The sequence below is a fragment of the uncultured Lactobacillus sp. genome (assembly GCF_947367125.1).
Lineage (GTDB): Bacteria > Bacillota > Bacilli > Lactobacillales > Lactobacillaceae > Lactobacillus.
The window spans coordinates 22,040-36,828 of sequence record NZ_CANBCQ010000003.1; the positions used below are offsets into that span (position 1 = coordinate 22,040).

The following is a 14,789-nucleotide window of genomic DNA, read 5'->3' on the forward strand; positions in this document are numbered from 1 at the left end:
CTGCTTCTCTTTTTTATTCAAAATCTTTCGGTTTGCTCTCGCTAGCTTGATTAAAGTAGTAATAAATATCATCCATAATTCGATCAGCTGCATGGCCATCGCCATATGGATTCTTAGCATTAGCCATCCGCTCATACTCAGCTTTATCTTCTAACAAAGCAAGCATTTCTTCGCGGACCTTATCAACTTCGGTTCCCACCAACTTCAAGGTGCCAGCTTTTACGCCTTCTGGACGTTCTGTTGTATCACGTAAAACTAAAACCGGTTTACCTAGACTAGGTGCTTCTTCTTGAACACCACCCGAATCAGTCATAATAAAGTAAGAACGTTTAGCTAAATTATGAAAATCTACTACATCAAGTGGCTCGATCAAATGGATTCTAGGATCACCACCAAGTACTTCATTTGCTACATTCTGTACTCTAGGTGAAAGATGAACGGGATAAATAATTTCCACATCGGGATGAGAGTCAATTACTTGCCGCATTACCTTAAAGACGCGGCGCATTGGCTCGCCTTGATTTTCTCGGCGGTGCATCGTTACCAAAATCACCTTATTACCAGGAGTAATTGCATCCATTACTTCATGATGATAATCTTTTTGCACGGTTTGCTTTAAGGCATCAATTGCCGTATTACCAGTAACAAAAATAAAATCAGGCCGGTGATTTTCCTTAAGCAAGTTTGCCTTACTTAATTCAGTCGGAGCAAAATACAAATCAGCCAAATCATCAGTCATTTGCCGATTCATTTCTTCTGGATATGGCGAGTACTTATTCCAAGTTCGCAACCCAGCTTCTACGTGACCTAAGGTAGTCTGCTCATAAAAAGTAGCCAATGATGCCGCAAAACTAGTCGTCGTATCACCATGAACCAAAACGATATCAGGCTGTTCTTTCTTAATTACCTTGGATAAATCAATCGTTACCTTAGAAGTAATTTCTGCCAAAGTTTGATTTTGATGCATAATATTAAAGTCATAATCTGGCTTAATTTTAAAAATATCTAGTACTTGATCCAACATCTCACGGTGTTGTGCACTAACGACCGTCACTTCTTCAAAACGGTCGTCTTTTTTTAATTTCAAAACAAGTGGTGCCATTTTGATTGCTTCTGGACGCGTTCCAAAAACAGTCATTACCTTAATTTTCTTCATTAAAAAATCCTCCGCTTAACTTATTTTACTATACCTGATTTTAGACTATCTTGCACCCGCTTTCTGTGTTTTAATGGAAGTATTATATTGAAAGTTGGTCGATGCATTGAACTCATCATTACTATTATTAATTACAACTGGTCTAATTATTTTGATTGGGACGTTTTGCCTTGTTTTTGGCATGGACAAAAATAGACCTGCTAAATCGAGAAAATACTTGCTTTATACTGCACTAATCTGTGTTTTCTTAGTTTGGGGCTTAATTACTGCAATTATGCTCCATCCATTGGGATAAAAAAGAGAAGGTCATTGGCCTTCTCTTTTTTATTATTTGCATATCATGACCCCGGTGAGATTCGAACTCACCTCTACGGTTTAGGAGACCATTGTTCTATCCAGATGAACTACGGGGTCAAACCTAAGATTAACTTTACCAAAAAAAGTGGCAATAGTTAATCTTTTTTTAGAATTGTGGATTAAAAAATGTTTTTGATTGGTTAGTATCGGCAATTTTATCGGCTGCTTTAACAAACGGCATCCAAATCAACAAGGCGATAATCATATTTAAAATACTTAATACAATTGCCCGCCAATCATAATTGCAGGCCAAAAATGAATTAATTATTGGTGGCATAATGCTGGGAACTGCTACCTGAACAGGATTAACCAATCCCATTACGCTGACCCAATATGAAAAAGCTACATTCACTAGTGGCGCTAATACAAACGGAATCAAGTAAACGGGATTCAACACTACCGGCAAGCCAAAAAGAATAGGTTCACCAATGTTAAAAATTCCCGGTGCTAATGAAATCTTAGCAATTGTGCGGTAATCACTACGTTTAGAAAACATCAAAATTGCCACAACCAACATTAAAGTTCCGCCCGCACCACCAAACCATGCAAAAATATCAAATGAGCCTCGTACCCACACATATGGTGGAATGTGCCCGTTACTAATTGCTGTGATATTGTCATTTTGCGCTGTTAGCCAAATTGAATCAAGAATTGGTGATAGCACGCCTAAGCCATTAAGACCAAAGAACCAACAAAGCTGAATTAACAAGGTGATCACAATTACTGTGCCAAAGCCTTGGCCCCATTTTATTAATGGCGTTTGAATTGTGGTTAATAGCCAATTGCCAAAATATTTTCCAGTTAGGCTTTGGAATAAATAATTAACCCCACTTACTCCAAAAATTGCAATCATTGCTGGCAACAGTGAATCAAAAGCAGCCTGTTCTGCATGCGGCAGATTCGATGTTACATGCAACATAATTCTAGCTTTATAACAAGCATAATAAATGGCAAAACCCAATGAGCCAAATAAAATAGCCGTAAATAAACCGGTGGTAGAAAACTGGCTAATATCAAATGCATTATGCAGCGTAACATTATCACCGTGGAATTTAATTTTAGCCACATTAGCAATGCTTAATGCAAAAGACGACAGTGACACAATTGCAGCAGCTAATCTATTTCCCTCAAAAGCCTTTGCCAGTTGGTATCCTAGCGCTAATGCTAAAAAGAAAGCAAACAATGAAAATGTCCCGCGCCAAACTAAGTTGCTGATCGCAACTAATGGCTGCATCGCAAAAGCAAAGGTATGCCAGCCCAAATGGTCACGTGCTGCTTCGACTAAGCTTTTAATTAAAACAGCTAATGAACCTGCCATTGTAATCGGCATCAAGGAGACAAATGCATCCCGCAAAGCAACTAGCCATCTTACTTGACCTAATCTACTGGCTATTGGCAAAACATAGTCCTCTAGCCACCTAACTAAACGAATCATTTCTTTCCTTTCAAGTAATGTGGATGATATCCCTTGTTCTTATTACGTTTCTTTCGCTTTTTAATTTTATTCTTTTTAACAGTCTGCTTAACTGTTTTTTCTTGCGTTTGTTCTTTTTCTTTCTTAGTCTTGGGCTTTTTAGTAGTTAAATGATAACCAGCAAAATAAACGCGCTCTACCTTAAGTTGATCTGCCAATAATTTTTTCAAATCACGCAGATCATGGTCATCACCTAAAGTTACTACATATCCTTCCGCATTCATCCGTCCAGTTCTACCGGCCCGGTGCATATAAGTGTTGGTTTCACTTGGAATATCAAAGTTAATGACATAAGTAACACCAGGAATATCCAAACCACGTGCCGCTAAATCAGTTGCCAAAAGCAGCTTAGTTTTACCTGTAGCCAAATCATTTAAGGCTTTTTCACGGCGCTCTTTACCAAATTCATTAGCCAATAGTTCAAATTTAGTTTTAGTGTGGCCAAAAATTCCTGCAAAACGCATCATCGTTTTATTTGAATCAAAGAACAAAATTCCTTTAAAGTGATCTAACTTAGTCATTCGCTGCAAAAATTCAATTTTATGTTGGTTATCCACTTGTAAGAAATAGTGCTTGGTAGTTGATTCCTGCTCATTTCTCACATCAATTAATAAGAAATTCCGATTAAAAACTGTTTCGGCATCCCGCGTAATTTCAGAGTCAGTTGCCCCAAATAGCAAAATCTGACTATCAGAACCAAGATTTTGCCCTAAAGATGATAGTAATTCCATCTTGGTAAACTCTAAAATATCATCCGCCTCATCAATAATCAATGTCTTGATCTGCCCTACTTTAATTCGACCACTTGAGAAGAAATCAAAAAAACGACCCGGTGTCGCCACAACTACCTCAGGATGCTTCTTTTTCAAATTATCTTCTTGTCTTTTGCGATTTCCCGCACCAACTAAACTCACGCCTTTTAAACCTAAAGCATGTATATAAGGATTAATTGCATGACGAATCTGAACCGCTAATTCAGTTGTCGGTGCAATAATAACTACGCTATTGGCATCGCCTTGGTTAGCTCTTTCCAAACTGGGAATAGCATAAGCTAAAGTTTTACCAGTTCCAGTTTTGGCTAAGCCTACTAAGCTAGCGCCATTGCGAATAGCATCATAACTTTCTTTTTGAATTAAAGTCGGCTTTTCTTTATGCTCTTTAATTAAAACTTGTTTGATTTTTTCTTGATACATTATTGTGTTAATTGCCCATATTTTTGTTTATATTGACCAACGGTTCCGTTATACGCATACATTGTTACATGGCTGTCTAAGCCATTAACATTCTTTACGCGTCCGTTAGTAGTATAGCACCAAAAAGAATATTTTATTTGGTGCCTTATTTCCTGATGACATGAACAGCGTTTGTGAATTAAAATACCCCTGATACTTATGATCAAGTTTAACCATTACCTTTTTTCCACTTGCCTGTAGCATAGCGGCAAAACGTGCCATTGACTGCAAATACTTCGGAGAACGAGTCGTTACTGCTGGCACAACTAAGACCGGCAAAGTCCCAGTATTTTGACCAACTTGTTTGAAAAAGTAACGGTAATGCTGCATCGGGGTTGATTCATTGCTGTAATAAACTTCACTACCAAAAGCCAGCTTAGTCCCCAAAACCTGATCACGATAAGATAAATAATTTTCATCAAAATATGATCGTCCTTGAGTTGCTTTCAAATATATAAAGGAAACGCCATTGGATTGTAATTTATGCAAATCAACATAATCAATATCTTGATTCAGCTCAATCCCAATTGCGCTTGAATTAGCGTCTGGCGGTAAAGTTGTTTGCCGTTTAAAATTGAAAAAGCCAACCAAAAGAAATGCAATCGCCAGAATCAATAAAGTTAAAATTGCTGGCAAAGTATATTTATGTCGAAATCTTTTCATTGACCAAATTCCTCCCTTAATTATTTTAACCGAAAAGCCTATCAATACAAACATTTCCAGTGAATGTGCTAAAATTTAAATAATGTAAACGAAGGGCAACAAATAAATATGAAACGACAAATCTCATTCGGCCAAGCATTGGCCACTGTCGTTGGTTCTGTCATCGGAGCCGGCGTCTTTTTCAAGATTGGCACAATTACTGCACAAACAGGCAGCACTTCAATGACCCTGTTTGTATGGATTTTAGCTGGACTCATTTCAATTGCATCCGGACTGACTGTTTCTGAAATCGCAGCTAGTTTAAAAATCAATGGTGCAATCAAGTATCTCGACTATACTTATGGCCGCGTTTGGGGCTTTCTTTTTGGTTGGGCACAAATGATTGTCTATTTTCCTGCGCAAATTGGGGCATTAAGTTCGATTTTTGGCGTCCAATTTGTTTCTTTGTTTGGAATCAAGGCAAAATATGCTAATTTAATTGCGATTTTGCTGGTTTTATTTCTTTTAGGAATCAATCTAATCGGGACTAAATTTTCTAGCAAAATGCAATCGGTTATTACAATTTTGAAAATTATTCCGATTGCCCTCATTATCATTTGGGGAATGTTCAATTCCGCTAAAATTCCAGCGCCTATTTTTCCGCTAACTGTAGGAGCAGGACATTCTTTTCCAAACGCAATTAGTCAAGGCTTGTTATCTGCCCTATTTGCCTTTGAAGGATGGATTGTCGTAACTAATTTAGCAAACGAGGTTAAAAATCCGGAAAAGGATCTTTCACGAGCAATCATTGTTGGCTTGTCGTTAATCACTTTAATCTATGTGCTAATCAATTATACTTTTATGACCATTTTACCCTTAGGCCAATTGGTTAACAATAATAATGCGGCTTTTGAGGCTTCGATCAAATTATTTGGTCAATTTGGCGGAAAACTGATAACTATCGGCATTTTAATTTCAGTTTATGGAGCAGTTAATGCCTTCATGCTAACGGGGATGCGCACGCCCTATATTTTGGCTCAAGATAATCTTTTGCCATTTTCAAATAAAATTGGCAAGGCTAATATTCATACCGGTGTCCCCGTAATCGGTGCAATCATTGTCGATGCAATTGCGATCATCATGATCCTGCTAGGGAACTTTACCGTCTTAACTGACATGTTGGTTTTCGTCATGTGGACCTTTAACACAATGTTGTCAATTGCAGTAATTATTTTGCGCAAGCGTGAACCTGAATTAAAACGACCTTTCAAAGTGCCATGGTATCCAATTATTCCACTTATTTCGATTATTGGTGGAATCTTTATTGTGGTTTCAACAATTATTAACCAATTTATCCTTTCATCCGTCGGTATTGCCTTGACTCTGTTAGGATTACCAATTTATTATTACATGCAAAAGCAAAATAAAGACGAGTGACCAACACTCGTCTTTATTCGTTTACTATTTATTAGCATAATGTTGAATAACTTCTGGCTTTAATACGCCAACGTAAGGAAGGTTACGATACATATTCAAGAAGTCCAAGCCGTAACCTACTACAAATTCATTGCCAACCTTTGAACCATAATATTCTAGTTCAACGTCAGTAGTTCTTCTTGCTTCTTTATTAAGCATCGCACAACACTTAACACTCTTTGCACCGCGTGCCATAATATGTTCTTTCATAAACTTCAAAGTTAAGCCTGTGTCAACGATATCTTCCACAATTAAAACATCGCGATCTTTCACATCAGTTACTAGGTCTGATACTACTCTAACCTTGCCAGTTGATTCAAAGCCATCACCATAACTAGAAACATCAAGGAAATCTAATTGATGTGCAACGTCCATTTGTCTAGTTAAATCAGTCAAGAAATAAATTGCACCCTTTAAAGCGCCGACAACTACCGGCTTTTTACCAACATAGTCTTCACTTAATTGTTTTCCTAAACGAACGCACATTTCATGAATGTCATCTTCTGTGAATAATTTGTGATCTATAATTTGGTCAATATTGTCGCCTTTTGCCATTTAATCTACCCTTCAATTCATTTACACATTTATAATCCTAATAACCAAAATTATATCATTTTTAAGCAAAAAAAGCGTCACTTTCGGCGCTTTCTCTGCTTAATCAATCTTTCTATTTCTTTAATTGATCTTCTTTTTTTCTTTATCTTTAATTGGTTCAACAATAAACCAACGCATAAATCCTTGCTCGATACTGTCCAAGGTAAATTTATATCCTTCAAGCTCTACAGCTTCGCCCTTCTTTAAGTTAGGATAATGTTCCATCATATAGCCACCGATAGTAATAATATCACTATCTTGAAAAGCTTTTAAATCAGTATGGAAGAAACGTTCAAAATCGTACAAGGTAGTCTTACCTGAAACATGAACATTTCCTTCTTTGTCTTTAATGATGTAATCATCAGAAACATCATCAATTTCATCTTTAACAGAACCGAAGAGCTCTTCATAAATATCCTTATCAGTTACGATTCCACTAGTACCACCATATTCATCAACTACCAACACAATTGGCGTATGCTTAGAGATCATCAAATGTAAGATATCTTGGATTGGCATTGATTCAGGCACCGTAATAATCGTTCTAATAATTCTGGTTACAGGTACATGCCCATCAACTTGGCTTTGTTGGACTATATCATAAGCATAAACGTAACCAACTACATCATCTTTATCATTGTCACGAACAACTGGAAAACGGCTGTAACCTTCTTCAAGATACTTCTTGAGTGCATATTCAATCGTATCAGTTGAATCAAGAACCGACAATCTTGTACGGTCAGTCATGATATCTTTGGCAACTTTATCGTTCAATTCGAAGGCTCTTTCCATATAAGTCAAGTCTTCTTTATCAAGTGAACCGCCATGAACCGCGTTACGTGATAATTTTATGATTTCAGATTGTGAATAAACTTCATTTTCTTCATCTGCTGGATCAAAGCCCATCAGCTTCAAAATACCATTTGAACTAGTATTTAATAGCCAAACAAACGGATAAACTATCGTATGAAAGATATGAAGTAGAGTCACAATTCCCATCATCATTTGTACTGGCTTATCAATTGCGATATTTTTAGGCACAACTTCAGTTAGGACAACTTCCAAATAAGTTAGCAAAACCACGCCTAAGATCGCACTTACCGACTTAATGAGTGATTCATTCATCGGTGTTAGATGAAAAAGATCTTCCAAAATGGTAGCAAACGTATCAGCTGAGAACCAGCCTAAGACTACCCCAACTAAAGTAGTCCCAACCTGAGTAGTTGACAAATACTCATTTAGGTTATGCGTCATATGTAAAGCACGACGCAATTTCTTTTTATTTCCCTGACCCTTAGCCAACATATCTTCAAGCTGACTTGGTCTTGTTTGCACTAACGCGAATTCCGCAGCAACAAAGAATGATGCAACGACAAAAATTAATAATGTTGCAACTAAATTAGTTGCTATTTGAGCTGGACTCAAAGTATTATCACCTTTTTTACAAATATATTACTAAAGCCTATTTTACCATTTATTACTTAAAATAGTGTAGTTTTACACAAGGTATTGTAGGTTTAAGCAATTTATTCAGTTACTTTGTAAATCTCAGCAAATGGAACTCGTTTTGGAATGTATTTTGGATCATTAATTTCAGCATTTTTATCAACGTATCCTAGTGCGATCGCCATTCCTACAGCTTCATCTTCAGGAATTCTAGCATACTTTCTTACTAATTCTGGATATGAAACCATTGAGTGAGCTGGCATAACACCTAACCCACGATTAATTGCCAAAAGCATGATACTTTGTGCAAAAATTCCTAAATCAAAAACAGACCAAGCTGGTGACTTCTTAGGAACAGTTAAAAAGACAATTACAGGCGCATTAAACATTGTCTTATTAGCGTCATTGAATAATTGCAATTTATTTCTAAAGAAAAAGCTTTGCGATGCACCCATCGTAACCATATTGCGACTAGGAAAAGTATCCCAATCTAAAGATAGCATTGAAGCAAAATCTTCGTGAGCAGCTTCTTTATTATTAACTTTATCTAATGAAGCCGCCTTAAATTCATTTAATGCATCCCCCATCAAAACATAAGCACGCCATGGCTGAGAATTGAGCAATGAAGGTGACTGTTGTGCCTTTTTAATGATTTCAGCAATAGTTTTTTCTTGTAATTTTCGATTTGTAAACTTACGAGTTACGTGCTCGTTTTCATAAACATCTTTAAAATTCATTTCTATTTTCAGTCCTTTATCCAAAATAATAACATCCTATATTTAATTATAGTTAAAAACTGCTAAAAAAGCTTAATTATTGTTCAACTTTTTTGCCTTTTCTTGTTTTTTCTTTTCCGCTGTCTGCTTTTTTAAATAAGCGCTCATTGCCAAGTCATTTTTGCGCATAGCAATAAATGCAGTAATGGTCAGGGTCAATCCACCAATACAAATTATAAGTAGGCCTAGTGGAAATAAAAAATCTGCACCATTAGGAATAAATGATGCCTTAACTACCCAACAGCAAATCCCGATTAGCATCAAAATAATGCCCACAACAACAGCTTTAGTATTCGGTCGATATCTTTTCATAAATACCCTTCTTTCTTAATTAATATTCTACCAAAAAAAGCTTAGCTTCACTGCAGAAGCTAAGCTTAAAACTATTAAAATAATCACTAAATTTTATATGAGAGAGGGAAAAATTGATTATTTAAGTTCAATAGTTTGTACTTTTTGAGCATGTTTTACGTCGCCTTTTTCAATTGGCGTGACTGACTTGATCAGGTCCATGTTGGTATAAACAACAATACAACTGTCATCGTAACCCTTATCTAGAATCATTTGGAAATCCATTGTGGCTAAGGGTTGGCCTTTTTCAACTTTATCGCCTTGCTTAACATCTACTGTAAACGGAGCACCTTTTAATTCCACAGTATCAAGACCTAAGTGAATCAAAACCTCTAAGCCTTGTTCAGTCTTAATGCCAATAGCATGTTTAGTTGGAAAAAGTGTAGAAATAGTGCCATCAATTGGAGCATAAATATGATTATCTTTAGGCTTAATAGCATAGCCATCACCTAACATCTTAGTTGAAAAGACATCATCTTTTACATCAGTAATTGGCATAATATCACCATCAACAACAGCATCTACTTCAATTCCCTTATTCTTTTTCTTAAAGAAATTAAACATAATTAATAACCTCTGGATTTCTAAAATTCAAGTAACAATATCAACATAAAGCTTCCGAGTAATAATACTGCTGCAGTAAGTGAAATTGCAACAACTACTCGACTCACACTATCTTGAGTCTTCTTTAAAGACTTTGCTCGATAAAAGCCTAAGATAGCTAGTACGACACACAGCAAGTTGCCAACCAAAAGCTGACTGATCATCTGACTAACCATCAAGAAGCGATAAGTCTGACGATTAACTAAAAATTGTTTACGATTTAACAACATGTAGTAGCCTAGTATGAAGTCAACGATAGCAACAATTGTACTAATCGCAATCATTGGTTGCTTCATAATCATCATTCTAATCGATTGACCAGAAGCACCACTTCGCAGTGCAATCATTGCCCAAAACAATAGTGGTGCAATGAAAAGTACGTATGAATACCAAGTTAAGATTTTTTTGGTATCTAGGTGCATGTTTTCGGTTATTCGATCGATAAAGTCGCCTACTTTTCGTTTACTAACTGCCCACATTGATTTCTACATCCTCTCCTTGGCTCTGTTGCCAAGCTACATATTCACTAATTACCAAATCAATTAAGAAATACGCTGGGGTAAAGGCAACCTTGCCACTCTTAAAGTCAGCATCATCAGTAAAAGCAATTGTTGGAAAATAAATATTATGCTGCACTAACGAAGCTAATTTATTTTGCTTTAAGTTAGTGAATGAAACATATTTAAATTTATCATTCACTAATTCAAGCTTAGTGATTTCTTCATTGATTGTCTTATTATCGCCTGTAAAGGAAATAATGAACAAAACATCACCTTTTTTAGCAAAACGACCTGCTGCTTTTAACTCATCCAATGCCGATGGTAACACAGTTGCATGCTTACCAACAACAAATAACTCATGAGCTAAATATTGAGCGATCAACTCTTGTTGCCAACCAGTAGAATAAATGTAAATTGTACCTGCATTATTCAGATCACGATATAAATTATTAAAATCATGTTGCTTGAAATACTTTAATACATCTAAATTCACTTTACTGAGTTCCCGCGCAAAATTATTTTCAATTTTGATCGGTTTTTGTTTTGATTCAGCCAATTCAACCAAATCAAATTTAAGTTCACTGTAGCCACTTAACCCTAATTTTTTGCACAATCGAAAAATTGCTGATTCGGATACATAAAGTTTTTTAGCTAATTTAGCCAAACTTAACTTGCTACAGTCTTTCGGATTATTTAGAACATATTGAATTATCTGCTTTTCAGAATCATTCAACTTATAACGATTGTCATAGACCATTGATCTCAAATTTGCCATATACCTGTGTCCTTATCACATTATAATTTATATATTAATAATAACACAAGCGCTTTCAAATTATAGCAATTGTTTCATTTGATCAACAACTTGATCGGCATCCAATCCGATAACGATGTCAATTTCATTGTTATCTTTATGTTGTACTTCATAAGAATCTGCAATCTTCTTGAATTCTGAATCTGGAGCAACCTTTTTTGGATCAACGACATGGGTTCTTACTCTAGTTGAGCAAGCAATCACATCTTGGATATTAGCATCGCCACCAAGCAAGTCAACGATAGCAGTAGCTTTTTCAATATAAGGATTATCTGGTTCATTTGAAACTTTAGCTTCAGTTCCTTGTTCCTTCATCAACGTATTCATTTCATCAAGAACTTGAGGAACATCCAAACCAACGATAACTTGGATTGCTTTACCATGGTGAACAACATTAACGGCCTTGTTTGCCTTAAATGCTGCGTCTGAAGCCACCTTATTTGGATCAGCAACAGATACACGCAATCTAGTAGCACATGATGACAATTCAGTAATGTTTGAAGCACCGCCCAATAATTCTAGGTAAGCAGTAGCTCTTGCAATGTAAGGGTCGTTAGCATCCTTACCAGCAGCTTCTGCAGCCTTCTTAGCCTTGTATTCTTTCTTAGAAAGAAGGTGAACATCTTGATCATCTGCTTCACGACCTGGAGTAATGTAATTAAACTTCTCGATCATGATCTTGAAGACAAAGTAAGTAATGATACCGAAGATAATACCAACGATAAATTCCATTACGTAAACTTTCCAGTGGTTTTGCCAAAGTGGAATCCAGTTCATTGATGCAATACCGATCGCACCATCTGACATGAAGCCTCTCAAACCGAAAAGCCACATAACTGTGTTCATCGTAGCTGACATTACTGAGTAAACTACCCAAAGAACCGGAGCAGCAAACAAATAAGTAAAGTCGATAGGTTCAGTAACACCTGCAAAAACTGAAGTCAATGCAGCTGGGATAAGCAAAGCAGAAGTTTGCTTTTTCTTATTCTTCTTAGCAGTTGCGTAAAAGGCAAGACAGATAAATGGTACTAAGAAGATCTTTTCATTACCGTAAAGTTGGAATCCTTCAACAGAAGCGATTTGTGAAAGTGGCTTAGTACTTGCAGCGTATTCGCTTAAGTGCTTCAACCAGTATGGTTGCAAACCACCAGCAACAACAGCTGGACCAAATTGGAATGGAATATATACCAAGTGGTGCAAACCAGTAGGAATCAAGACACGGTTCAAGAATTGGTAAATCCAAATACCGATGAATCCTGAATCAACGATGAAGTGTTGCATACCGATGATTCCCATTTGGACCTTTGGCCAGCCCCAACAAGTAATGACTGCTAATGGAATCATTGCAAAGAATGAAAGGAAGTATACATAAGTTGAACCTTGGAATGTACCAAGCCATTCAGGCAACTTTTTATCAAAGTACTTATTGTGAATCCAAACTACGATAAGAGCAATAACCAATGCACCTAAGATACTAGTATCAAGAGTCTTAATACCAGCAATGTTAGTCAAACCATGGTTAGTAGCGTTGGCTACGATTTGAATCTTATCAAAGTTAGGAATGCCAAAAGCAGCACCCCAGTGGTTAAGAATTGCACCGACAAAGTAGTTGAAAGTCAAGTAACTAATTACGGCTTCCATCGCTGCTCTACCTCTAGCCTTATTAGCCAAACCGATAGGCAAACCTACTGTGAACAAAATACCTTCTTGGTTGAAGACCGTCCAACCACCGGCTGAGATAGTATCCCACACAGAGTTCCAAGTAGTGCCTGGATTAGCTATTGAGCCAAATAATGTTGGGTTATTGAACAAGCTCCCTAGAGCTACAACAATACCCGCAAATGAGAACAGCATAACTGGGACAAACATTGCGGCCCCAAATCGCTGTATTTTCTGCATCATAATCGTTTACCTCTGAAGAAAAAAATTAAATCAATAACTTATTCTTACGTCACACCTACATCTATATCTTTTATTTCATCAGATCCAGTCAATTATAAGGTGTTTATCCAATTGACTTTTCTATTCGTGACTTGCACAAACATTTACTCCTCAAAAATGTTTTAAGATAGAACATTCAGCTGATATCAAGTTCTGAATTTATCTCTATCCTAGTAGCTAGCTTACATTTTATTTATATCATAGTTTCAAGCTTATGTAAGCGTTTTTAAAAATGATGACTTATCATTTCATAAAGTTAAGAGAATATTTCATTTCATGAAATTTATTTCAGGCGGTTAATACTGTATATACCAATTTATATATCCTTTATCGGTCCTTTTACGGTCTATGTTCAACAAAATGCTTTACATGCGAAAATAGTTTGTCAAGAAATTTACTATCGATTTTCACTATTTATATACATAAAATCAACTGCAATATATTTCATTTCGTGAAACGAAACAATTATGTCACCTGTTGATATTTCAATTATGACCAGTTCATCTTACTAAACTGAACCTAGATCCGGTATAATCAATGATAATATTTAATATATAAGGAGGAATTTTTATGGCAATCAAATTCATAGCGCTTGATACTGACGGTACTTTACTTAATTCAAAAGGCCAGATCTTGACTAGTACAAAAAAAGCTGTCAAAGCAGCTTTAGATCAAGGAATAAAAGTTGCATTATGTTCAGGACGCCCGATTGCAGGATTAAAGCATTTTATGAACGAATTGGGAATTATAGGATCTGATCAATACGCGATTACCCTTAACGGAGCAATTACTAGAACGGCTGACGGCAAGACCATGACCGAGGATCTTGTTTCTAATCTGCTTTATCGTAAGATGTATGAGTTTGGCAAAAAGCATCACATTCCGTTCAACGTCGTCTCTCCTGATTCTAAAATTATTACAGGTGACCACGATGTAGATTTAATGGTCTACACCCAGGCTTATGAAAATTCTGCAACATTATATATTCGTGAGCCAGATGAACTTCCTGCTGATTTTGAAGTGGCTAAGGGATGCTTCGCCACTAAAGCTGAACTGCTAGACCAATGGGAAGATAAAATTAGACAAGAATTTGGGCAAGAGCTGTATATTGTTCGTGCTGATGATTGTTTCTTAGAACTACTTCACCCTAATATTAATAAAGGAAACGGATTAAAGGGATTAACTGAAAAACTTGGCATTACTCCAGAAGAGGTCATGGCAATTGGAGACGAAAGAAATGATATTACCATGTTTAACTTTGCTGGGACAGCTGTTTGCATGGGAAATGGCTCTGAAGAAGCAAAAAAACATGCTGATTATGTTACCACTTCTAATGATGAAGATGGCATCAGCAATGCTTTTGAAAAATTTTTATAAACAACCTAAAACAAGTATCTGAGAAATGATTAATCTTTCCTAGATACTTG

The 14,789-nt window shown here is 36.3% G+C and carries 14 protein-coding genes, 1 tRNA gene and 1 pseudogene; 3 read left to right on the forward strand and 13 right to left on the reverse strand.

What is annotated here, in order from left to right; translation table 11 throughout:
* Nucleotides 1–13: 13 nt before the first annotated feature.
* Complete coding sequence (gene wecB / locus Q0Y84_RS01600) at nt 14–1,156, reverse strand: UDP-N-acetylglucosamine 2-epimerase (non-hydrolyzing) (RefSeq protein ID WP_297950194.1); 1,143 nt, start codon at nt 1,154–1,156, stop codon at nt 14–16.
* Between the two features lie 106 nt (nt 1,157–1,262).
* Between wecB and Q0Y84_RS01605 the strand changes: the two genes are divergently transcribed.
* Entirely contained in the window at nt 1,263–1,451 is a 189-nt protein-coding gene (locus tag Q0Y84_RS01605; protein WP_297950340.1) for a hypothetical protein, read from the forward strand.
* Between the two features lie 46 nt (nt 1,452–1,497).
* Here the strand turns inward: Q0Y84_RS01605 and Q0Y84_RS01610 are convergent.
* The 4 genes and pseudogenes from Q0Y84_RS01610 to Q0Y84_RS01625 form a co-directional block, all read right to left on the reverse strand.
* Nucleotides 1,498–1,570 (reverse strand) — tRNA-Arg (locus Q0Y84_RS01610).
* Nucleotides 1,571–1,619: 49 nt separating this feature from the next.
* Nucleotides 1,620–2,948, reverse strand: coding sequence for a PTS transporter subunit EIIC (locus tag Q0Y84_RS01615; protein ID WP_297950196.1), 1,329 nt, complete (start codon nt 2,946–2,948; stop codon nt 1,620–1,622).
* Entirely contained in the window at nt 2,945–4,180 is a 1,236-nt protein-coding gene (locus Q0Y84_RS01620; RefSeq protein WP_297950198.1) for a DEAD/DEAH box helicase, read from the reverse strand. The genes Q0Y84_RS01615 and Q0Y84_RS01620 overlap by 4 nt, the downstream gene beginning before the upstream one ends.
* Nucleotides 4,180–4,882: pseudogene (locus tag Q0Y84_RS01625) on the reverse strand (GH25 family lysozyme). The gene Q0Y84_RS01620 and the pseudogene Q0Y84_RS01625 overlap by 1 nt, the downstream one beginning before the upstream one ends.
* Nucleotides 4,883–4,990: 108 nt before the next feature.
* On the opposite strand from Q0Y84_RS01625, the gene Q0Y84_RS01630 reads away from it, so the two are divergent.
* Entirely contained in the window at nt 4,991–6,298 is a 1,308-nt protein-coding gene (locus tag Q0Y84_RS01630; RefSeq protein ID WP_297950200.1) for an amino acid permease, read from the forward strand.
* 24 nt (nt 6,299–6,322) lie between these two features.
* Here the strand turns inward: Q0Y84_RS01630 and hpt are convergent, their stop codons facing one another.
* The 8 genes from hpt to Q0Y84_RS01670 all read right to left on the reverse strand — a co-directional run bounded on the left by hpt (nt 6,323) and on the right by Q0Y84_RS01670 (nt 13,323).
* The gene (gene hpt / locus Q0Y84_RS01635; RefSeq protein ID WP_297950203.1) at nt 6,323–6,892 is read right to left on the reverse strand and encodes a hypoxanthine phosphoribosyltransferase; all 570 of its coding nucleotides are present in this window, start codon (nt 6,890–6,892) and stop codon (nt 6,323–6,325) included.
* Nucleotides 6,893–7,012: 120 nt separating this feature from the next.
* Nucleotides 7,013–8,356 carry a hemolysin family protein gene (locus Q0Y84_RS01640; RefSeq protein WP_297950205.1) on the reverse strand — a complete coding sequence of 448 codons (1,344 nt, stop codon included), beginning with the start codon at nt 8,354–8,356 and terminating at the stop codon, nt 7,013–7,015.
* 101 nt (nt 8,357–8,457) lie between these two features.
* Nucleotides 8,458–9,114 carry a nitroreductase gene (locus tag Q0Y84_RS01645; RefSeq protein ID WP_297950208.1) on the reverse strand — a complete coding sequence of 219 codons (657 nt, stop codon included), beginning with the start codon at nt 9,112–9,114 and terminating at the stop codon, nt 8,458–8,460.
* A gap of 72 nt (nt 9,115–9,186) precedes the next feature.
* Nucleotides 9,187–9,465 (reverse strand): hypothetical protein, encoded by a 279-nt coding sequence (locus Q0Y84_RS01650; RefSeq protein WP_297950210.1) that lies wholly within the window; start codon nt 9,463–9,465, stop codon nt 9,187–9,189.
* Nucleotides 9,466–9,582: 117 nt separating this feature from the next.
* Nucleotides 9,583–10,068, reverse strand: a complete 486-nt coding sequence (locus Q0Y84_RS01655; protein ID WP_297950211.1) for a PTS glucose transporter subunit IIA — start codon at nt 10,066–10,068, stop codon at nt 9,583–9,585.
* 20 nt (nt 10,069–10,088) lie between these two features.
* Nucleotides 10,089–10,586: a hypothetical protein gene (locus Q0Y84_RS01660; protein WP_297950213.1), complete on the reverse strand. Its 498-nt coding sequence runs from the start codon at nt 10,584–10,586 to the stop codon at nt 10,089–10,091.
* Nucleotides 10,573–11,382, reverse strand: coding sequence for a MurR/RpiR family transcriptional regulator (locus Q0Y84_RS01665; protein WP_297950215.1), 810 nt, complete (start codon nt 11,380–11,382; stop codon nt 10,573–10,575). The genes Q0Y84_RS01660 and Q0Y84_RS01665 overlap by 14 nt, the downstream gene beginning before the upstream one ends.
* A gap of 60 nt (nt 11,383–11,442) precedes the next feature.
* Complete coding sequence (locus tag Q0Y84_RS01670) at nt 11,443–13,323, reverse strand: alpha-glucoside-specific PTS transporter subunit IIBC (RefSeq protein ID WP_297950217.1); 1,881 nt, start codon at nt 13,321–13,323, stop codon at nt 11,443–11,445.
* A 609-nt stretch (nt 13,324–13,932) separates the two neighbouring features.
* On the opposite strand from Q0Y84_RS01670, the gene Q0Y84_RS01675 reads away from it, so the two are divergent.
* Complete coding sequence (locus Q0Y84_RS01675) at nt 13,933–14,739, forward strand: Cof-type HAD-IIB family hydrolase (protein ID WP_297950219.1); 807 nt, start codon at nt 13,933–13,935, stop codon at nt 14,737–14,739.
* Nucleotides 14,740–14,789 lie beyond the last annotated feature (50 nt).